This is a genomic window from Halorubrum ejinorense (genome assembly GCF_039522565.1).
GTDB classification, from domain to species: domain Archaea; phylum Halobacteriota; class Halobacteria; order Halobacteriales; family Haloferacaceae; genus Halorubrum; species Halorubrum ejinorense.
Window position 1 is genome coordinate 16,029 of record NZ_BAAADQ010000009.1, and the last position, 20,612, is coordinate 36,640.

The 20,612-nt window shown below is 69.3% G+C and carries 15 protein-coding genes; 13 read left to right on the forward strand and 2 right to left on the reverse strand.

The annotated features are described in order from the left end of the window. Window positions 1-148: 148 nt before the first annotated feature. From ABDZ89_RS09015 to argF, 11 genes are all read left to right on the forward strand, one after another. Window positions 149-1,867, forward strand: coding sequence for an ammonium transporter (locus ABDZ89_RS09015; RefSeq protein ID WP_343778402.1), 1,719 nt, complete (start codon window positions 149-151; stop codon window positions 1,865-1,867). A gap of 96 nt (window positions 1,868-1,963) precedes the next feature. Continuing rightward, a complete protein-coding gene (hemL, locus tag ABDZ89_RS09020; protein ID WP_343778404.1) occupies window positions 1,964-3,301 on the forward strand; it encodes a glutamate-1-semialdehyde 2,1-aminomutase in 1,338 nt (445 codons plus the stop codon). Between the two features lie 856 nt (window positions 3,302-4,157). Then, window positions 4,158-5,393, forward strand: a complete 1,236-nt coding sequence (locus ABDZ89_RS09025) for an argininosuccinate synthase (protein WP_343778405.1) — start codon at window positions 4,158-4,160, stop codon at window positions 5,391-5,393. After that, window positions 5,394-6,866 carry an argininosuccinate lyase gene (gene argH, locus ABDZ89_RS09030; RefSeq protein ID WP_343778407.1) on the forward strand — a complete coding sequence of 491 codons (1,473 nt, stop codon included), beginning with the start codon at window positions 5,394-5,396 and terminating at the stop codon, window positions 6,864-6,866. A 233-nt stretch (window positions 6,867-7,099) separates the two neighbouring features. Next, complete coding sequence (lysW, locus tag ABDZ89_RS09035) at window positions 7,100-7,288, forward strand: lysine biosynthesis protein LysW (protein ID WP_048077712.1); 189 nt, start codon at window positions 7,100-7,102, stop codon at window positions 7,286-7,288. Window positions 7,289-7,329: 41 nt separating this feature from the next. Further along, a complete protein-coding gene (gene lysX, locus ABDZ89_RS09040; RefSeq protein ID WP_343778410.1) occupies window positions 7,330-8,253 on the forward strand; it encodes a lysine biosynthesis protein LysX in 924 nt (307 codons plus the stop codon). Then, window positions 8,250-9,299, forward strand: coding sequence for an N-acetyl-gamma-glutamyl-phosphate reductase (gene argC / locus ABDZ89_RS09045; protein ID WP_343778412.1), 1,050 nt, complete (start codon window positions 8,250-8,252; stop codon window positions 9,297-9,299). The genes lysX and argC overlap by 4 nt, the downstream gene beginning before the upstream one ends. Beyond that, window positions 9,296-10,219 (forward strand): acetylglutamate/acetylaminoadipate kinase, encoded by a 924-nt coding sequence (locus ABDZ89_RS09050; RefSeq protein WP_343778414.1) that lies wholly within the window; start codon window positions 9,296-9,298, stop codon window positions 10,217-10,219. The genes argC and ABDZ89_RS09050 overlap by 4 nt, the downstream gene beginning before the upstream one ends. Next, window positions 10,216-11,343, forward strand: a complete 1,128-nt coding sequence (locus ABDZ89_RS09055) for an aspartate aminotransferase family protein (protein ID WP_343778416.1) — start codon at window positions 10,216-10,218, stop codon at window positions 11,341-11,343. The genes ABDZ89_RS09050 and ABDZ89_RS09055 overlap by 4 nt, the downstream gene beginning before the upstream one ends. After that, window positions 11,343-12,506 carry a [LysW]-lysine hydrolase gene (locus ABDZ89_RS09060; protein WP_343778418.1) on the forward strand — a complete coding sequence of 388 codons (1,164 nt, stop codon included), beginning with the start codon at window positions 11,343-11,345 and terminating at the stop codon, window positions 12,504-12,506. Before ABDZ89_RS09055 ends, ABDZ89_RS09060 begins: the two co-directional genes overlap by 1 nt. Window positions 12,507-12,568: 62 nt before the next feature. After that, on the forward strand, window positions 12,569-13,468 hold the full coding sequence (argF, locus tag ABDZ89_RS09065) for an ornithine carbamoyltransferase (protein ID WP_343778419.1): 900 nt from the start codon (window positions 12,569-12,571) through the stop codon (window positions 13,466-13,468). Window positions 13,469-13,556: 88 nt separating this feature from the next. Here argF and ABDZ89_RS09070 read toward each other — a convergent pair whose 3' ends face one another. Continuing rightward, window positions 13,557-14,462: a DMT family transporter gene (locus ABDZ89_RS09070; protein ID WP_343778420.1), complete on the reverse strand. Its 906-nt coding sequence runs from the start codon at window positions 14,460-14,462 to the stop codon at window positions 13,557-13,559. A 202-nt stretch (window positions 14,463-14,664) separates the two neighbouring features. Further along, window positions 14,665-15,882: a twin-arginine translocase subunit TatC gene (gene tatC, locus ABDZ89_RS09075; protein ID WP_343778421.1), complete on the reverse strand. Its 1,218-nt coding sequence runs from the start codon at window positions 15,880-15,882 to the stop codon at window positions 14,665-14,667. A gap of 107 nt (window positions 15,883-15,989) precedes the next feature. Here tatC (ABDZ89_RS09075) and tatC (ABDZ89_RS09080) point away from each other — a divergent pair, with 107 nt between their 5' ends. Beyond that, a complete protein-coding gene (tatC, locus tag ABDZ89_RS09080) occupies window positions 15,990-18,194 on the forward strand; it encodes a twin-arginine translocase subunit TatC (protein ID WP_343778422.1) in 2,205 nt (734 codons plus the stop codon). Window positions 18,195-18,285: 91 nt separating this feature from the next. Further along, complete coding sequence (locus tag ABDZ89_RS09085) at window positions 18,286-20,454, forward strand: methyl-accepting chemotaxis protein (RefSeq protein ID WP_343778424.1); 2,169 nt, start codon at window positions 18,286-18,288, stop codon at window positions 20,452-20,454. Window positions 20,455-20,612: the final 158 nt, after the last annotated feature.

Genomic DNA, 20,612 nt, shown 5'->3' on the forward strand with positions numbered 1-20,612 from the left:
GCCACCGTATTATCAAGCTGATTTCTTGTGAAACTCAACTCTAACGTTTATGTATAGTCGTTCCCCCGAGTCGAAACGTGATTCAGCACATGAACACGAGCGAAACGCAGTTTGAATCGGACGAGCGTTCAGTAGAGGTGGTCGGAGCGTGACGGCCGACGTACTCGCCACGATCGACCCGAGCACGTTCGCGTCCGCGATGAACGGGACGTGGATCCTAGTCGTGACGTTCCTCATCTTCTTCATGCACGCCGGCTTCGCGATGCTCGAAGCCGGGCAGGTCCGCTCGAAGAACGTCGCCAACCAGCTGACGAAGAACCTCCTCACGTGGAGTATCGGCGTGACGGTGTTCTTCCTGATCGGAACGGCGTTCACGAGCCTCGTGAACGGCTCGCCGGGGATCGCCTCCGCGGCGGGCTCGCTGTTCTCCGGCGGCGAACTAGCGGTCGAGGCCGGCGCGATCGGTCCGTACGTCAACTGGCTCTACGGCGCGGTGTTCGCGATGACCGCCGCGACGATCGTCTCCGGCGCGGTCGCCGGTCGCGCGAAGCTCCGCGCGTACGTCACGTACACGTTCCTCCTCGCCGCGGTCATCTACCCGATGGTCATCGCGTTCACCTGGTCGGCCTCCGGTGACGGCCTCGTCGCCCAGTTGACCGGGACCGCGTTCCACGACTTCGCCGGCGGCATGATCGTCCACGGCATGGGCGGTATCGCGGGCCTCACGGCCGCGGCAGTCCTCGGTCCACGGATGGACCGCTACGCCAAGGACGGCTCGACGAACGTCATTCCCGGCCACTCGCTGACCTTCGCCGTGCTGGGGACGCTCGTCCTCGCCTTCGGCTGGTACGGCTTCAACGTCGGGACGGCCTCGGTGGTCAGCGGCGGCGTGTTCAACACGCTGACGCTCAACCTGGTCGCGATGGGGACGACCATCGCGATGGCGGCCGGCGGGATCGGCGCCGCCACCGTCGTCTGGCTGAAGACCGGCAAGGTCGACACCCTCTACGTCGCGAACGGCCTCCTCGCGGGGCTGGTCGGCATCACCGCGATCCCGGACACCACCGCGTGGTGGGGCGCGCTGATCGTCGGTGGCCTCGCCGGCGCACAGCTCCCGATCGTCTTCGAGTTCGTCTCCGATACGCTCAAGATCGACGACGTCTGCGCGGTGTTCCCGGTCCACGGCAGCGCGGGCGTCCTGGGGACGCTCCTCTTCCCCTTCGTCGCCGCGCCGGGCGAGCTCAGCGCGGGCATCGGCGCACACTTCGTCGCCCAGCTGGTCGGCGTCGTCATCATCGGCGGCTGGACGCTCACCGCGACCGCCGCGGTCTGGTACGCGCTCAAGCTGAGCGGTGAAGCGCGCGTCACCCCGGAACACGAGCAGGAGGGCCTCGACATCTCCGAACACGGCGTCGAGACCTACCCCGAGTTCGGCGGCGACCGCGTCGCGACCGACGGCGGCCCGGATGTCGTCGACACCACTGACGACTCCCCGCGCGCCGACGGCGGCGTGGAGTCCGGCTCGCAGATCAAGATGGTCACCGCGGTCGTCCGCCCGGACAAGCTCGGGGCCATCAAGCAGGCGCTCGCGGAGATCAACGCGCCCTCGCTCACCGTGACGAACGTCTCGGGTCGCGGCAGCCAGCCCGCGAAGAAGGGCCAGTGGCGCGGCGAGGAGTTCACCGTCGACCTCCACCAGAAGGTGAAAGTCGACGTCGTCGTCGCCGACATCCCGGCCGACGAGGTCGCGGAGGCGATCGCGGACGCCTCGAAGACCGGCGAACCCGGCGACGGGAAGGTGTTCATCATCCCGGTCGAGGACGCGCTCCAGGTCCGCACCGGCGAGACCGGCGCGGGGGCGGTGTAGGCGCGTAGCGCGGACGACCACCGCTGTTTCTCACGGACCGGCCGCGGCGCGGCCGGTTCGGCAACTACTTTCAGCCCGCCGACCCAACCGATCGGTATGAACCACGAGCGTTCGCGCGGGCTGTACGACCGCGCGCTGTCGGTCATGCCGGGCGGGGTCAACTCCTCGGTCCGGGCGACGATGCCGCACCCGTTCTTTATCGAGCGCGGCGACGGCGGCCACGTGATCGACGCTGACGGCAACCGCTACGTCGACTGGGTGATGGGGTACGGGCCGCTGCTGTACGGCCACGACCTGCCCGACCCGGTCGAGGCGGCGGTCCAGTCGCACGTCGCGGAGGGGCCGATGTACGGCGCGCCGACGGAGATCGAGGTCGAACACGCCGAGTTCGTGGCGCGACACGTCCCGAGCGTGGAGTCGATCCGGTTCGTCAACTCCGGCACGGAGGCGACGGTCTCGGCCGTGCGGCTCGCGCGGGGGCACACCGACCGCGACAAGATCGTCGTGATGCGGGGCGGCTACCACGGCGCGCAGGAGTCGACGCTCGTGGAGGGGAGCCCGGAGGACCCGCATCCCTCGACGAAGGGAATTCCGGAGGAGTTCGCTCGGCACACGCTCCCGATCCCGTTCAACGACCCGCAGGCCGCCAAGGAGGTGTTCGCGGAGCACGGCGACGACATCGCCGCCGTCCTCGTCGAGCCGATCTTGGCCAACATGGGGATCGTGATGCCGATCGACGGCTACCACGAGACGCTCCGGGACCTCTGTGACGACCACGGGTCGCTTCTGATCTTCGACGAAGTGATCACCGGCTTCCGGGTCGGCGGGCTCGGCTGCGCGCAGTCGAAGTTCGGGGTCACCCCCGACGTGACGACGTTCGGCAAGATCATCGGCGGCGGGTTCCCGGTCGGTGCCATCGGCGGGAAAGCCGAGATCATCGAGGGGTTCACCCCGGCGGGCGAGGTGTTCCAGTCGGGCACCTTCTCGGGGCACCCGGTGACGATGGCCGCGGGGAAGGCCGGGCTGGAGTACGCGGCCGAAAACGACGTGTACGAACACGTCAACCGGCTCGGCCGGAAGCTCCGCGAGGGGATCGCGGAGATCTGCGCGGAGCGCGCGCCCGAGTACACCGTCGTCGGCACCGACTCGATGTTCAAGACGATATTCACCCGCGACGCGCCCGACGACGTCGACGCCTGCTGTGCGGGCGGCTGCCGGCAGGACCCGGACTGCGCCCGCTACGACGCCTGCCCGAAGACCGGTGCCGACGTCGCCGCCGCCGCGACCGACCGCTGGGAGCGCGTGTTCTGGCAGGAGATGAAAGACCGGGGCGTGTTCCTCACCGCGAACCAGTACGAGTGTCAGTTCACCTCCTACGCGCACACGGAGGAGGACGTCGAAGAGACGCTGGAGGCGTACCGAGAAGCGCTCTGACCGACAGCGAGAGCGGGTGTTCGAGACTGCCGTCGTCGGTTCGGTAGTTAACCACGAGCGTCGCAGCGACGGCTGCGCTTACAAAGTGGCGCGTGCCTGAGAGCGGCCGCCTTCAGCGGCCGCGAGCGGCGCGCGCGAGGGACGCGGTGAGCGCTCGGAGAGCGCGAACCGCGAGGCTGGGGAGGCGTGAGGCGCTGTGCGGTGCGGTGCTGTGCGGTGCGGTGCTGTGCGGGGTGGGACTCGAAGGGGCAGCCGCGAGGCGGGCGCAGACGACGTAAGCACTGGAAAGAGAGCAACGCGAGCGACTGAAGCGCGCAACGAGTGTGCGCCCGCCTCGCGGCTGGGGCTTTAGAGGAGTTGTCCGTCGGCCCGCACTCGACTATGTATCAACGAGCGGCTAGGGCTTTGGACGGGCCGTCCGTCGATCCGCGGTTATCTACTTATAATCGGTAGACGGCGACATCCCGATCACAGTTATGCGTATCCGCATCGCCGACCGGCGCCACGTGCTCCCAGTCGCAATCGCAGTCGCACGCGTTCACCGTGGAGTTACGGAACGTTTTTATATCGGAGATCGGGTACGTACAGGTGATGACCGCAGTGGCTCGTCTCGACGCCGTCCTTTTCCGAGGCCGACGAGCCCTGCGACCGCGACGAGACGTCCGACCGCCGCGACCGGCTTCCGGCGCGGCGCGACGACGGGCCCCTTCGGGCCAATAACTTCCATCCCTCGTCGCGTTCGCGCCGTTTTGTCTCCGAGAGTCTCGACTCCGATCGTCGCGAGCGACTGCCCCGCCATTTTCTTACAAATTTGAAACCGCTGAATTTAAGGGCATAGGCCGGGTGTACTCTGGTAATGACAAGCGTTGCACTCGCGTTCAGCGGGGGACTCGACACCACGGTCTGCGTGCCGCTGCTGAAAGAGGAGTACGGCTACGACGAGGTCATCGGCGTCAACGTCGACGTCGGGCAGCCGACCGAGGAGTTCGACGAGGCCGAGGAGACCGCCGAGGCGCTGGGACTCGACATCCACGTCGTCGACGCGAAAGACGAGTTCGCCGACCTGTGTTTCGACGCGGTGAAGTCGAACGCCAGCTATCAGGGCTACCCGCTCGGGACCGCCTTAGCGCGCCCGGTCATCGCCGAGGCCATCCTGGGCGTCGCCGAGGAGCAGGGCTGTGACGCCATCGCCCACGGCTGTACGGGCAAGGGCAACGACCAGCTCCGGTTCGAGGCCGTCTGGCGCGGCTCCGACCTCGAAGTGATCGCGCCCGTCCGCGAACTCGGGCTCACCCGCGAGTGGGAGATCGACTACGCCGCCGAGAAGGACCTGCCCGTCGAGGCCGGCGACGGCGGCGTCTGGTCCATCGACGAGAACATCTGGTCGCGCGCGGTCGAGGGCGGCAAGCTGGAGAACCCGGACTACGAGCCGCCGGAGGACATCTACGAGTGGACCGCCGAGCCGGAAGGCGAGACCACCATCGAGGTGACCTTCGAGGAGGGGATCCCCGTCGCCGTCGACGGCGAGGCGATGGACCCCGTACCGCTCATCCAACACCTCAACGAGTACGCCGGCGGCTACGGCATCGGTCGCACGGACGTGATGGAGGACCGCATGCTCGGGCTGAAGGTGCGCGAGAACTACGAGCACCCGGCGGCGACGGTCCTGCTGACGGCCCATCAGGCCCTCGAAGACCTCGTGCTCACGAAGAACGAGCGCTCGTTCAAGAAGGGGATCGAACAGGAGTGGTCCGAGAAGGCGTACCAGGGCCTCGTCTTCGCCCCCGTCGTCGACGCGCTGAACGCGTTCATCGACGAGACGCAGGACGTGGTGACGGGGACGGCCACCGTGAAGGTCTCCGGCGGCAACTGCCGCGTCGTCGCCCGCGACTCCGAGTACGCCGTCTACTCCGAGGAGATGGCCTCGTTCAACACCGAGGACGTCGCCGGCATCGCCCAGTCCGACGCGACGGGCGTCGCGAAGTACCACGGGCTTCAGGAGCGCCTCGCCAACGACGTGAAGGCGAACGTCTCGAAGCCGGAGTTGGCCACGGACGGCTCGGGAGCGACGGACGAGACCGACCACAGCTAAATGACAGACGACGACCCCGGCACGGCCGTCCGCGGCGATCGCTTCAGCAGCGGTCCCGCCCGCGAGTTCCTGTCGAGCCTCGCGGCCGACGCGGCCATCTTCGAGGCGGACCTCGCGGTCGACCGCGCGCACGTGGTCATGCTGGCGGAGCAGGGGATCGTCGATAGCGCGGTCGCGAGCGAGATCCTGAGCGCGCTCGACGGCGTGGAGGCGGCGGGCCACGGCGCGCTCTCCGACGGGGAGGACGTCCACGAGGCGATAGAGACGGCCGTCATCGACCGGATCGGCCCCGACGGCGGGCGGATGCACACCGCCCGCTCGCGGAACGACGAGGTCGCGACCTGTATCCGGTACCGGCTGCGCGAGGACCTGCTCGCGGCCGTCGAGGCGACCGTCACCGCTCGGGAGGCGCTCGTCGAGACCGCGGAGGCGCACGCGGAGACGCTGATGCCGGGGTACACGCACCTCCAGCCGGCCCAGCCGACGACGGTCGGACACTACCTACTGTCGTACGAGGGCGGGCTCTCCCGGGACACCGCGCGCCTGCTCGACGCGTACGACCGGGTCAACCGGTCCCCGCTCGGCGGCGCGGCGTTCGCGGGGACGCCCTTCGACGTCGACCGCGACCGGACCGCCGAGCTGCTCGGGTTCGACGGGACGGTCCGCAACTCGATGGACGCCGCCTCAGCGCGCGACTTCCTCGCGGAGTCGGCGACCGCGCTCGCGACGCTCGCGACGACGCTGTCGGGGCTCGCGGAGGACCTGATCGTCTTCTCGAACAAGGGGGTCGTCGAGCTGGCGGACGCGTACGCCTCCACTTCCTCGATCATGCCCCAGAAGAAGAACCCCGACACGCTGGAGCTGACCCGCGGCGTCGCGGGCGACGCGGTCGGCGAGGCGACCGGCACCCTGAGCCTGCTGAAGGGGCTCCCGCGCGCCTACAACCGCGACCTCCAGCGCGCACACGCGAGCGTCTTCGAGATCGCGGACGACGTGCGCGAGGCGACGGAGATCGCCGCGGGCGCGGTCGCGACCGCCGACTGGGACGAGGACGCGCTCGCGACGGCCGCCGGAGAAGGCTTTTCGACGGCGACGGGCGTCGCTGACCTGCTCGCGATGGCGGGGCTCCCGTTCCGCACCGCCCACGAGATCGTCGCGAGCGCCGCGCCCGCGGTCGAGGACGGCGACGATCCCGCGACGGCCGCCGCAAAAGTTGACGAGGCCGCACGAGGCGTGCTGGGGGAGTCCCTCTTCGAACGCGTGTCCCGCGAGGCGGTCGAACGCGTGCTCGACCCGACCGAGAGCGTCGCGAGCCGCGACTCCGCCGGCGGCCCCGCACCGGAGGCGGTCGCCGAGGAGCTGACGGCGGCGACCGCGGGTATCGACGCGGACGCGACGGCGCTCCGCGAGCGTCGCGAGTCGCTCGCGTCGGCGGCCGACGCGCTCGACGCGGAGGTGGCGACGTATGAGTGAACGCCCGCCGCAGCCAGATCGGATGCGACGACCGCCGCGGTCGGCGGTCGGTCCGCGACCGTCGGCCGCGCTCCCGTTCCCGCGAGGGGACGAACACATTTCCGGCCTCTGACACACGATGTCCGTCGACCGGTTTCGACCGCTTTTGCTCCGATAGCCGGTGCTTTAGTTAGTGTAAACTATTTGGTAAGTTCGGAACCTTTATGCGTTTTCGCCGCCGAGGAGCAGGTACGATGACGAGCGACACCGACACGCTGGTGGCGGAGGACCCGATCACGGGCGAGGAAATCGAACTCCCGGCCGACGTCGAGGTCGGCGAGATCATCGACAGCCCGGTCACCGGGACCGAACTCGAAGTGATCTCCCTCGATCCGGTCGTCTTGGAAGAGGCGCCCGAACTCGAGGAGGACTGGGGCGAGTAGATGGCGACGAGCGCCGCGTCCGCGACGATCGAGTGGTTCACATGCGCGTAGGCGTCCTCTACTCGCGAATCCGGAAAGACGAGAAGCTGCTGCTTGGCGAGCTCCGCGAGCGCGGACACGAGATCGAGAAGATCGACGTCCGCAAGGAGCGGTTCGGGCTCGAGTCCACGACCGCGGCCGTCGACGACCTCGACATCGTCGTCGACCGCTGCCTGTCGACGAGCCGCTCGCTGTACGCGACCCGGTTTCTCGACAGCTACGGGGTTCCCGTGGTGAACGGCCCCGAGACGGGCGACGTCTGCGCCGACAAGGCGAAGAACTCGCTCGCGCTCGCCGAGGCCGACGTGCCGACGCCCGCGACGGAGGTGGCGTTCACGACGGAGGCGGCGCTCGAAGCGATCGAGTCGTTCGGCTACCCCTGCGTCCTCAAGCCGGTCACCGGCTCGTGGGGGCGCCTGATGGCCAAGATCGACTCGCGCAACGCCGCCGAGGCGATCTTAGAGCACAAGGAGACGCTCGGCCACTACGAGCACAAGGTGTTCTACGTCCAGGAGTTCGTCGACAAGCCCGGCCGCGACATCCGCGTGCTGGCGGTCGACGGCGAGCCGGTCGCCGCGATGACCCGCTCGTCGGAACACTGGCTCACGAACGCCGCGAAGGGCGGCGAGACGAAGTCGTTCGACCTCGACGAGCGCGCGACCGAACTGGTCGAGAAGGCCTCCGACGCTGTCGGCGGCGGCATGCTCGGCGTCGACCTGATGGAGGTGGGCGTCGACGCGGACGGCGACGGCACGGCCGACGACTACACCGTTCACGAGGTGAACCACACCGTCGAGTTCAAGGCGCTCGACGCGGCCACCGAGGTCGACGTGCCGGCGAGAGTAGTCGACTGGCTGGAGTCGAAGGCGGTCGAGCTGGCCGACGGCGACATCGCCGGAGCGGGGAGCGAGGAGGTGGACGCGTGACCGACGAGAGCTACACCGCGAGCGTCGTCGGCGGCACCGGGTTCACCGGCGGCGAGCTGTTGCGGATCCTCGCCGGCCACCCCGACTTCGAGGTCGTCCAAGCGACCTCGCGGTCGGCGGACAACATGACCGTCGGGCGGTCGCACCCGAACCTGCGCGACCTCGACCTGCGGTTCTCCGACCCCGACGACCTGGCGTCGGTCGACGTGCTGTTCGCGGCGACGCCCCACGGCGTCTCGATGGGGCGGATCGACGAGTTCTTCGAGGCCGCAGATACGGTCGTCGACCTCTCGGCCGACTTCCGGCTCCCCGCAGCGGAGCTGTACGACGAGTGGTACGACGGCCACGAGTCGCCGGAGTACTTGGAGCGCGCCGAGTACGCGCTCCCGGAGCTGAACCGCGAGAACCTCCCCGGCGCCGACCTGATCGCCGGCGGCGGCTGTAACGCGACCGCGACGATCCTCGGCCTGAAGCCGCTGGTCGACGCGGGCGCGCTCGGTCCGGATACCGGGGAAGTCGTCGTCGACGTGAAGGTCGGCTCCTCGGAGGGCGGCGCCGGCGGCGGCGCGGCCTCCTCGCACCCGGAGCGCTCGGGCGTCGTGCGCCCGTACGCGCCCACCGGCCACCGCCACGAGGCGGAGATAGAGGCGTACCTCGACCTGTCCGTCTCGTTCACCGTCCACGCGGTCGAGATGGTCCGCGGCGCGAGCGCGACCTGTCACGTCTTCCCCGGCGAGCCGCTCTCGAAGGGGGACCTGTGGGGCGCGTACCGCGACGCGTACGCCGACGAGCCGTTCATGCGTCTCGTCTCGGGCGGCGGCGGCGTCTACCGCTACCCCGAGCCGAAGGCGGTCGCGGGGACGAACCACGGCGAGGTCGGCTTCGAACTCGACCCCGGGAACCGGCGCGTCGTCGTCTTCTCGGCGATAGACAACATGACGAAGGGGTCGGCGGGGCAGGCGGTCCACGCGGCGAACGTCGCCTTGGGGCTGCCCGAGACCGCCGGCCTCGAGTTCCAGGGGCTCCACCCGGTGGGATCGCCATGAGCGGCGGCGAAACCGGGAACGACGACGGGCCGCCGGTCGTCGTCAAGGTCGGCGGCGCGAAGGCCGTCGACCCGGCCGGCGCGGTCGGCGACGTGGCCCACCTCGCCGCCAATGGGCGCGAGGTCGTCGTCGTCCACGGCGGCTCGACGGTCGTCGACGAGACGCTCGAACGGCTCGGGATCGAACCGGAGTACGTCGAGTCGGCCTCGGGCGTCACGGGGCGGTTCACCGACGCGGAGACGATGGAGGCGTTCACGATGGCGATGGCTGGGAAACTCAACACCGAACTGACGGCACAGTTCCGGTCGGCCGGGGTCGACGCGGTCGGGCTGAGCGGCGTCGACGGCGGGCTCCTCGCCGGGCCTCGCAAGTCGGCCGTCCGCGTCGTCGAGGACGGCAAGAAGAAGATCCGGCGCGGCGACCACTCCGGACGGATCGAGTCGGTGAACGCCGACCTCCTCTCCGGGCTGCTCGCGGACGGCTACACGCCGGTCGTCTCCCCGCCGATGGCGGGCGAAGAGGGCGACGGCGAGGTGACGCCCGTGAACGCGGACGCCGACCGGGCGGCCGCGGCGGTCGCGGGCGCGCTCGGCGCCGATCTCGTCCTCCTGACCGACGTGTCGGGCGTGTACGCCGACGCGGACGACCCCGACACGCGCGTCGACGCGGCCGTGACCCCCGACGAGCTGGCGGCCTTAGAGGACGCCGCCGAGGGGTTCATGGGCAAGAAGGTGATGGCCGCGACGGAGGCGCTGTCGGGCGGCTCCGACCGCGTCGTGATCGCGGACGCCAACGTCCGCGATCCGGTCGTCGCCGCGCTCGGCGGCGAGGGGACGACGATCGAACGGTCCGCGCTGGCTGACGACGCCGCCGGTGACGAGACCGGCGACGCGGACGAAACGGAGGGGATCGACGCGTGAGCGGCTTCGTCTTCTCCGAGAAGCCGATCGAGATGGCGTCCGGCGACGGCGTCTACCTCACCGCGACCGACGGCACCGAGTACCTCGATTTCGGCGCCAGTTACGCCTGTACGCCGGTGGGGCACTGCCACCCCGAGGTCGTCGACGCGGCGACGAGCCAGCTGGAGGAGCTCATGTACGTCCAGGCGTCGTACCCGCACGCGGCGCGGACGGCGCTGTACGAGCGGCTCGCCGAGGTCGCCCCGGTCGACGTCGACAACGTCTGGCTCTGTAACTCCGGGACGGAGGCGAACGAGGCCGCGCTGAAGTTCGCACGGCACGCGACGGGCCGGCAGAAGATCGTCGCCACCACGCAGGGGTTCCACGGGCGGACCATGGGAACGCTCGCGACCACCTGGAAAGACAAGTACAAGGAGGGGTTCGGCCCCCTCGCGGGCGGCGTGGAGTTCGTCGAGTACGGCGACGCGGCGGCGATGCGCGAGGCGGTCGACGAGGAGACCGCCGCCGTCATCCTGGAGCCGCTTCAGGGCGAGGGCGGGATCAACCCCGTCTCGACCGAGTACCTCCAGGCCGTCCGGGTCGCGACCGCGACGAGCGGCGCGGCGATGATCCTCGACGAGATCCAGACCGGACTCGGCCGCACCGGCTCGCTGTGGGCGGCCGACCGTCACGACGTGGTTCCGGACATCCTGACGACCGCGAAGGGGCTCGGCAGCGGGCTCCCGATCGGCGCGACGCTGTGTCGCGACTGGATCGCCGCCGACGCCGGCGATCACGGGTCGACGTTCTCCGGCGGCCCCGTGGTGTCGGCCGCGGCGGGCGCCACCCTCGACGTGATCGAGCGCGAGGACCTGCCCGCACACGCCGAAGAGATCGGCTCGTACCTCCGCGGCGAACTGCGCGACCGCCTCGGCGACGACGTCCGCGACGTCCGCGGCGACGGGCTGATGGTCGGTATCGAGGTGCGCCGGGGGTCGAACCGGCTACTGCGGGACCTCGCCATCGACCATCGGATCCTCGCGCTGCCCGCGGGCCGGACCGTGCTGCGGCTGCTGCCGCCGCTGACCGTCGAACGCGAGCACGCCGACGCCGTCGTGGACGCGATCGAAGAGGTGATCGGCTGATGGCGGCCGGCACGGAGCGGGAGGCCGAGGCGGCGTCCGGCGACGGCGCCGACGTCGTCGCCGGCGGTGGCTACCCCGCGGCCTGCGACACCGCGGCCCGCCGGCTGCTGTACGACATGGTATCGATCCCGTCGCCCTCGCGCGAGGAGGAGCGAGCCGCCGAGCGGCTCGTCGACTTCTTCGAGGCGAACGGGCGCGAGGCGTGGATCGACGAGGTCGGGAACGTCCGCGCGCCGGCGAACGACGCCGTCCTCCTCACCTCGCATATCGACACCGTGCCGGGCGACATTCCGGTCGAGGTACGGCCGGCGCCGCCCGAGGGGGAACTGCCGGAGCCCTCGGACGTCCCCGTCGGCGAGCCCGGCGACCCGGTGTTGTGGGGTCGCGGGTCGGTCGACGCGACGGGACCGCTGGTCGCGATGGCGGTCGCGGCGGTGAAGACGGGGGTTTCGTTCGCGGGGGTCGTCCGCGAGGAGGTCGACTCCGGCGGCGCGCGCCACCTCATCGGCGACCGCGACGCCCCCGAGGCGGTGGTCAACGGCGAGCCGTCGGGCTGGCAGGGTATCACGCTCGGCTACCGCGGCCTGCTGGAGGGAACCTACGTGAACACGAGCGAGTCGGGCCACTCCTCGCGGCCGGAGCCGAACGCGATCCAGCACGCGATCGACTGGTGGCACGGCGTCGAGGAGACGTTCACGCCCGACGACTCGGAGACCGCCGTGTTCGATCAGGTGACGACCAAGCCCATCTCGGTCGACGGCGGCCTGAGCGACGACGGCCTCGCCGTGGAGGCGACGATGGACGTTCAACTCCGGATCCCGCCCTCGCGCCCGGTCGACGAGATACACGAGTTGGCGGAGGCGGAGCTGTCGACCGGCTCGGTCCACTGGGGCGACCCGATGCCCCCCGTGATGGAGAGCCCGCGGACCGGCCTGGCCCGGGCGTTCCGCGTCGCGATCCGGTCGGTCGACGGCGACGTTCGCCTGCTGCGGAAGACCGGCACGAGCGACATGAACCTCTACGCGGCCGCGTGGGACTGCCCGATGGTCACCTACGGCCCCGGGAACTCCGACCTCGACCACGCGCCCGACGAGCGGCTCCCGCTCCCGGACCTCGACCGCGCCGTGAGCGTGTTGACGGCGGTCTGTCGCGAGCGACTGTAACCCCGGTCGCCGGCCGCGAACCGACTTCGAAGTACACCACCCTCATACGACACTACCGAACGATGCCACTCGCTACCGACGACTTCCTCGACATCGACGACGTGACGCCCGCCGAACTGGACGCCCTGCTCGACCGCGCCGCCGCGATGAAGGCGGGCGAGACGGACCCGCGACTGGCGGACGCCACGCTCGGGATGATCTTCGAGAAGCCGTCGACGCGGACGCGCGTCTCCTTCGAGACGGGAATGACGCGGCTCGGCGGCCACGCGATGTTCCTCGGGCCCGACGACATCCAACTCGGCCACGGGGAGCCGCTGCGCGACACCGCGCGCGTGCTGGGTCGGTACGTCGACGGCGTGATGGCGCGGCTCTTCGACCACGGGGACGCCGAGACGCTCGCCGAACACGCCGACTGCCCCGTGATCAACGGGCTCACCGACGAGGCACACCCCTGCCAGACGCTCGCCGACCTCCTCACGATTCGGGAGACGGTCGGCGAGGACGCCACGGTCGCGTGGGTCGGCGACGGCAACAACGTCGGACAGTCGTTCGTCGTCGGCGCGGCGATGGCCGGGGTCGACGTGCGGGTCGCCACCCCGGCGGAGTACGGGATGGACCCGGACGTCTTCGAGCGCGCCGCGGCGTTCGGCGCGGACGTGGAGCCGACGACCGACCCCGAAGCGGTGGTCGACGGCGCCGACGTCGTCTACACCGACGTGTGGATTTCGATGGGCCAAGAGGACGAACGCGACGAGAAGCTCACCGCGTTCGACGGGTTTCAGGTGAACGGCGACCTGCTCGCCGGCACCGACGCGCGGGTGATGCACTGCCTGCCCGCGCACCGCGGCGAGGAGATCACCGACGACGTGCTCGAGTCCGACCGCGCCCTCGTCTGGGACCAGGCGGAAAACCGGATGCACGCGCAGAACGCGCTCCTCGTCGAGCTGCTCGGCGGGGAGTGAGGCGAAAACGGCGGTCGGCCGGACCGCGGTCGCGACCGAGGGATCGGTCGGAGCGCGGTCCGAGACGCTGGGAGCGCGAGGCGGACACCTATCCGGAGAGCGTGACGAGCGACGCGCCCAGGACCACGAGCGAAGCGGCCGCGATCAGCGGCCACGTGACCCGCTCGAGACGGCGGGGGAGAAACAGGGCCGAGAGGGCGATAACGATCAGCGGCGCGGTGTGCGTGATCGGGATCACGATCACCACCGGTGCGGACGCGAGCGCGCCGAAGTACGCGAGGAGTCCGACCGTGCTCGCCACCCCGGCGCCGACGTACCACCGCGCGTGCGGGTTCCGGACGATCGACGGGAGCGGGGTTCGGCGGAGGCGGCGGTATCCGGCGTAACCGACGAACGCCGCGGTCATCATCACCGCGAGTCCGACGAGGATCGGCGTCCCGGCGTCGAGCCCGATCCGAACGAGTATCGGTTCGACGCCGGTGAACCCCGCGGCGGCGATCGGAAACAGCAGCGATGACCCCGCGTTGCGCGGCGAGGCGGGCGAGTGCGAGTCGGCGGCGGTCACCCGCGAGATGACCGCGATCCCGACGACGATGAACGCGATCCCAGCGACGTGGGGTAGCGTGAGCGATTCGCTGAACAGCAGCACGGCCAGGACGGCGGCGACCAGCGTCGAGGCCGAGACGATCGGGGTCGTTCGGCTCGCGCCGATCGCCTCGATCCCGGCGAACGCACAGAGGCGTCCGAGGACGAGACCGGCGATCCCCGCCGCGGCGAACGCGCCGACCGCGACCCGTGAGAGCCCGTATTCCGGATGGTGGCGAGCGACGGCCAGCGGGACGACCAGCAGGAGGTTGACGCCCATCATGACGACGACGGCATCACCGACGTCACCGCCGTCGGTGGCGACCCGAATCAGAATGTTTTGGACGGCCAGAAGGGCGGCGGCGAGTACCGCGAGGGCGACGCCGACCAGAGAGACGAACTCGAACATCACGGTCGGAAGATATTCTCGTCGTAGATGCGTATATTCTCGTGAAAATGGCTGGATTCCCGACTAAACGAATACGATTCTTTCGTAGTACTGATCATCATACCGGGAGGGACCGTTCACAAGAATATAAAATTTTGACGACATGTGTCACCACACAACATGACCCACGTCAATAGTTAACAACCCCGGCCGCGGAGGGGCCTTAGTTCCCGGTCCACCGGAGTATCGCGAGCGTCCCCTCGAAGAGCGCGATCATCGTCAGCGTCACGATGATCGGCGCCATCCCGGTCGGGTCGGGGCTAAAGAGGAACGCGATCCCGAGGAACGACCCCCAGAAGATCAGCCGCTTCGCCTCCAGCCACTGCCGGGTGACGAGGTTCATCATGATGGCGAGCATGATGAAAAGCGGGATCTGGAAGACGATCGCCATGAACGACAGCATGATGACGATCAGGTTGAACGTCTCCGCGAGTCCAAAGGCGATCGTCGCCGCGTCGGCGGTGTAGGTGGTGAAATACGAGAAGATCGCGGGCAACACGAGGAAGTGCGCGAACGCGATGCCGATCCCGCCTAACACGAGGCTCGTCGGCACCGCGGCGAGGTAGTAGCGGCGTTCCGTCTGGTAGAGTCCCGGCCGCATGAACCGGTACGTCTCGTAGACGAACGCCGGGAGTCCGACCACGACGCCGGCGAGGCCGGCCACCTTCAGCCGGGTGAGCGGGAGTTCGAGCGGCCCGTACAGCCGGGGCCGGTTCTCCAGCGGCGCGGGGATGTGGTAGCTCCAGAAGTAGTTGATAAGCTCCGTCGACTCGGTGACGACGACGAGCGTGGCCAGTCCGCCGATGAGGAAGACGACCGCGAGCCGCCGCATCATCTCCTCGATGTGGGCGGCAAGCGGCATCTCCTCGTCCGTTTCCGGCCCCTCGATGTCGCCGAAGGGCGCGTCGTCCTCGACGGTCGCGGCCTCCGCCGTATCCGTCGTCGTCGCCGGCGCCCCGCCGTCGCCGAGGCTCTCGGTCGCGGCCTCGTTCTGGGCGGCGACCTCGGCGCCGTCGTCGGCGCCCGCGAACTCGTCGCCGTCCGCGAACTCGTCGGCGTTCGGACCGTCGTCTTCGTCCGCGTCGTCGTCGCCGACCGACTCGGCCGGGGCCGCGTCCTCCGCCTCGACGACCTCGTCCGGCTCGAGGGGGTCGTCGCTCACCGACTCGTCCTCGTCGACCCCGACCTCGGGAGTGACCTCCGAGGTCACCTCGGACTCGACGGAGTCGCCGTCCGGCCCGTCCTCGTCCCGGGTTTCGGGGTCGGTCGCGTCCGCGTCCGGCGACTGCTCCTCGGCGTCGTCGCCGTCGGGAGCGACCTCGTCGGTCGACCCGTCGGCGGCGGCCGAGTCATCGTCGTGCGACCGGTCCGAGTCGTCCATTCAGTTGTCGTACGCGACCGGGCGGTTATCAACCTTTTCGGATGGCCGCGTCAGGCGGTTGGCCGCGGTCGAAAAGGTTGATAACGGCGACGGCCCTCCCCCTCCGTATGGCGAGCGCCCTCGACGAAGACACCCAACGGTCGATCGCGGAGGGCCAAGAGACGGCGAAGGCCTTCCTGCGGTCGATCCAGAAGGACCTCCAGAAGGTGTTCGTCGTCTTCCTCCTCGGCTTCCTCGCGACGTTCTGGGCGCTCCGCGTCTTTATTTGGGACCGGCTCAGGGCGGTCACGGAGTCGAACATGAGCGCCGCGGTCGCCGCGGAGGCGGACGTCATCGCGACGACCCCGTTCGAAGTGATCCTCCTCCAAGCGAAGATCGGACTCATCGTGGGCGCGATCACCGCGATCCCGCCGCTGATCTACGTCACCCGCGACGAACTGCGGCGGCGCGGCATGTGGCCGCGGTCGCCGGTCGCGATCTGGAAGCTCGCCGGGATCGGACTGCTCGGCGTCGGGCTGTTCACCGCCGGCGTCTCCTACGGCGTCTTCGCCTTCTTCCCGCTGATGTTCGGCTTCCTCGCCGAGTTCGGGCTGGAGGCCGGCATCCAGCCCACCTACGGGATCGTGATGTGGACGGAGTTCATCGTCTTCCTCTCGCTGTCGTTCGGGCTCGCCGGCCAGATGCCGCTGCTCATCACCGGGCTCTCCTACAGCGAGATCGTGCCGTACGAGACGTTCCGCGACAACTGGCGCTACGCGGTCGTTGCCATCTTCGTCTTCGGCGCCGTGTTCTCCCCGCCGGACCCGTTCACCCAGCTACTGTGGGCGTTTCCGCTGGTCGCGCTGTACGGCTTCAGCCTCTACCTCGCGAAGCTCGTCGTCACGGCCAAGCGGAGCTCCGACCGGATCGACGTGCTTGGGGCGATCCGGAACCACTGGAACGTCGTCGGGGGCGCGACCGTCCTCGGCGGCGCGCTCGTGTACGGCTTCTACGAGTACGGCGGCCGGACCGGCTTCAACGACCTCCTCCGGCTGGCAAACAGTAGCTGGCGGTTCCTCGAACCCGGCGCGGGCCTCGGCGTCGACCCCGCGACCGCGGCGGCCATCTACGCCGGCCTGTGGGCGTTCGCCTTCGCCGCCGTCGCGACGCTGTGGGCGGTGTACACCGACCTCGACACCGCGAGCGCCGGCTACCAGTACGGCGACCCGACCGCCATCGACGTGAGCGAACTCGACGCCGCGGGCGTGCGAGCGGCCCCCGAGGACGCGTTCGCCGAGATGGAGGAGGCGGAGTCGCTCGCGCTCGCGCAGGCCGCGATGGACGAGGACGACCCGGAGAAGGCGCAGGCGATCCTCGACCGGTTCGACGAGGCCGACGACGGGAACGGCGGCGACGGCGACGGCGGCGGCGCCGAGGGCGCGGACGAGGCCGGCGAGGACGGGCTCGTCGGCTCCGTCCAGAACCGGACCTCGCGGGCGAGTTCGACGTTCCTCGCCGAGCTCACCGACGGAGAGGAGGAGGCCGCCGAAGACGACATCGGCGGCTACTACAAGGACCTCAAGTTCATCTTCGACTCGCTGCGCACCCGGTCGTTCCGGATCGTCGCCGTCTTCGGCGTCGTGATGGCGGCCGCGTTCACGTGGCTGTACCTCGGCGGACTCGGCACGGTCCGCGGCGACCTCGAACGGCGCGTGCCGGCGGAGATCGAGGGCGGGATCAACATCATCACGCTCCACCCGGTCGAGGCGCTGATCTTCATGGTGAAGTTCTCGGTGATGCTCGGGATCTTCGCCGCGTTCCCGGTGGTCCTCTACTACGCGTGGCCCGCGCTCCGCGAGCGCGGCTTCGTCAAGGGTCGCGTCTACCAGGTGTACCTGTGGGCGGGCGCGCTCGGCGCGGGGATGATCGGCGGCTTCGCGTTGGGGTACGCGTACATCGCGCCCGGGCTCATCGGCTGGCTCGTCACCGACGCGCGCCTGGCGGACATGATCATCACCTACCAAGTGAGCGACTTCCTCTGGCTCGTCATCTACACGACGATCGGGATCGGGTTCCTCGCGGACATCCCGATCGCGATGGTGCTGCTGAACAACGCCGGCGTCCCGTACCGCGTGTTCCGCAACCGCTGGCGCGAGGTGACGATCGGGATCCTGCTGGCCGCGGCCGTGTTCACCCCCGCCGACGTGATCACGATGTTCCTCGCGACGATCCCGCTGATGGCGGCGTACGGCGTCGGCGTCGGCGTCCTCTTCCTCGTCACCTTCGGGGGCCGACGGGACCTCTCGCCGCCGACGGAGTTCATCGGGGAGTAGCCGTCCGGCTCGTGACACGCGTGTGGGTGTGTTTATCACACCCGATATTCTGGCAGATAACTACTTACTGGGGTGTTAGCCAGCTTTAGCTATGCTTAAAAAGATCGCGATCGACCGGTTGGACCTTCGACCGAAGCTCATCATCGCCTTCGTCCTCGTGGCGCTGCTGGTCGGCGTCACCGGTGCCGTCGGGTACCAAGCCGTCGGCGACGTCGACGAAGAGGCGCACGTCATCTCCGGGGACGGCGACAAGATCGATGCCTCGCTGAACATGCTCGTCGCCATCGAGGAACAGCAAGTCGCCGTCCACGCCGCCCTCCTCGGAGAGGAGGGTGAACGAGCGGCGTTCGAGGCCGCCGGGGAGCGGTTCGACGAGTATTCGGCGGCGTTACAACGACAGGAGCTGAGCGGGCAAGAGCAGGCGGAGTTCCGGGAGTTACAGGCGCAACACGAGGAGTACGCCGCGGTCGCTGGAGAGCTGTTCGCGGCCGCGGAGGCCGGTGAGATGGTTCGCGCGCGGGAGAAGAGCGACGAGCTGGACGGGATCGTCGCCGGTGCCAAAGACTCAGCCACCGCGCTCGAACGGGCGGCCATCGAGGACAAGGAAGCGTCCGTCGCCGCCGCCGACGCCACGGCGCAGACCGCGCAGCTGGAGGTAGTTGGATTGACCGCCGGAGCGTTCGTCGCGGCGATCGCGATCGGGCTGTTCGTCGCCGGGCGAATCACGCCGCCGATCGCGCAGCTCTCCGAGGGGCTCGCCGCGATCAGCGACGGCGACCTCGAGAGGGAGGTGGACCCGCACGTCGAGAGCGACGAACTCGGTCGGATGGTCGACGCGTACACCGAGATGCGTGGCAACCTCCGCGGGGTGTTCTCCCAGATCGGGACCGCGAGTGAGGGGCTCAAGCGGGGGCGGCTCGACTGGGAGTTCGAGGCCGAGTACCCGGGGCGGTACGGCGAGACCATACGGGACCTCGAGACCGGCGCTAACGAGCTCGCGGCGAGTTTCGGTGAGATCAAAGACGTCAGCGGCGATCTCCAGCGGGGCGTGCTCTCCGGCGATGTCGACACGGACCGGCCGGGACAGTACGGCGCCGTGCTCGATGACCTCTCGGTGGGGGCGGAGCAGCTATCTGACAGCTTCGCGCAGATATCGACCGCGAGCGACGGGCTGAAGCGGGGAAAGCTCGCGCAGGACGTCGACACCGACTACCCGGGGGCGTACGGAGAGGTACTCGCCGACTTGGAAGACGGGATCGACCGCCTCGGCGACAGCGTCGGCAGCGTCAAAGCGATCGTAGAGAGCGTCGACACGTCGAGCGAAGTTGTCGCACAGAACACGGAAGAGGTGAAAGCGGCGAGCGAAGAGGTCGCTAGGTCCGTCGAAGAGATCTCCCACGGCGCGGACACGCAGAGCGAGAACCTCCACGAGGTCGCCAGCGAGATGAACGACATGTCGGCCACGGTCGAGGAGATCGCGTCGTCGGCCGATCAGGTGGCTGCGACCGCGGAGACCGCGGTCGAACGGGGGAACGACGGGCGCGAGTACGCCGCGGCGGCGACCGGGGAGATCGACTCGATCGAGGAACGGGCGGACGAGGCGGCCGCGCAGGTCGCGGCGCTCGAAGCGGACATGAACGAGATCGGCGAGATCGTGGAGATGATCTCCGGGATCGCCGAGAAGACGAACATTCTCGCGCTCAACGCCTCGATCGAGGCGGCGCGTGCGGGGGAGGCCGGGCAGGGGTTCGGCGTCGTCGCCTCCGAGGTCAAGTCGCTCGCGGAGGAGGCGTCGGAGGCCACTGCGGCGGTCGAGGAACACATCGAGAACGCCCAGTCGAGCACCGCGGAGACGGTCGCCGGAATGGATCTGATGAGCGATCGCGTCGAGCGCGGTTCGGAGACGATCGAGCGCGCGATCGAGACGTTCGACGAGATCGCGGACGCGGTACAGGAGGCCGAGAGCGGCATCCGGGAGATCAGCGACGCGACCGACGACCAAGCCGCCTCGACGGAAGAGGTCGTCTCGGTGGTGGACGAGGTGGCCGGCGTGAGCGAACAGACCGCGGCGGAGTCGAGCAACGTGTCCGCGGCGACCGAAGAGCAGGCGTCGTCGCTCGCGGAGACGACGGAAACGATCCGGGGGCTCTCAGAGCTGGCCAACGATCTGAGCGGCGAGGTGGCGGCGTTCGAAACGGCGGACGGAGCGGCGACCCGGACGGACGGGCGGCCGCAGGCAGCGGCCGACGGAGGGCGGTGACGGCTGAGCGTCCTCGAGCGGAGCCGCCGGATCGAGTGGGGCCCTCGGCGCGATCGAGGCCTGACCCGGCGAGCGGTGGTGAGCGGAAGTGTGTTCGTTAAGTGCCTTCGGCGCGTGATTTGGATATCGATGAACCGGCTCCGTCCGACGAACCAAGT

What these genes read in the sequence shown, in the direction of transcription:
- argH (WP_343778407.1), top strand. Translation starts at nt 5,394, where the DNA reads ATGACAGACGACGACCCCGGCACGGCCGTCCGCGGCGATCGCTTCAGC.
- ABDZ89_RS09070 (WP_343778420.1), bottom strand. Translation starts at nt 14,462, where the DNA reads ATGTTCGAGTTCGTCTCTCTGGTCGGCGTCGCCCTCGCGGTACTCGCC.
- argF (WP_343778419.1), top strand. Translation starts at nt 12,569, where the DNA reads ATGCCACTCGCTACCGACGACTTCCTCGACATCGACGACGTGACGCCC.
- ABDZ89_RS09025 (WP_343778405.1), top strand. Translation starts at nt 4,158, where the DNA reads ATGACAAGCGTTGCACTCGCGTTCAGCGGGGGACTCGACACCACGGTC.
- tatC (WP_343778422.1), top strand. Translation starts at nt 15,990, where the DNA reads ATGGCGAGCGCCCTCGACGAAGACACCCAACGGTCGATCGCGGAGGGC.
- ABDZ89_RS09060 (WP_343778418.1), top strand. Translation starts at nt 11,343, where the DNA reads ATGGCGGCCGGCACGGAGCGGGAGGCCGAGGCGGCGTCCGGCGACGGC.
- ABDZ89_RS09050 (WP_343778414.1), top strand. Translation starts at nt 9,296, where the DNA reads ATGAGCGGCGGCGAAACCGGGAACGACGACGGGCCGCCGGTCGTCGTC.
- lysX (WP_343778410.1), top strand. Translation starts at nt 7,330, where the DNA reads ATGCGCGTAGGCGTCCTCTACTCGCGAATCCGGAAAGACGAGAAGCTG.
- ABDZ89_RS09085 (WP_343778424.1), top strand. Translation starts at nt 18,286, where the DNA reads ATGCTTAAAAAGATCGCGATCGACCGGTTGGACCTTCGACCGAAGCTC.
- tatC (WP_343778421.1), bottom strand. Translation starts at nt 15,882, where the DNA reads ATGGACGACTCGGACCGGTCGCACGACGATGACTCGGCCGCCGCCGAC.
- hemL (WP_343778404.1), top strand. Translation starts at nt 1,964, where the DNA reads ATGAACCACGAGCGTTCGCGCGGGCTGTACGACCGCGCGCTGTCGGTC.
- lysW (WP_048077712.1), top strand. Translation starts at nt 7,100, where the DNA reads ATGACGAGCGACACCGACACGCTGGTGGCGGAGGACCCGATCACGGGC.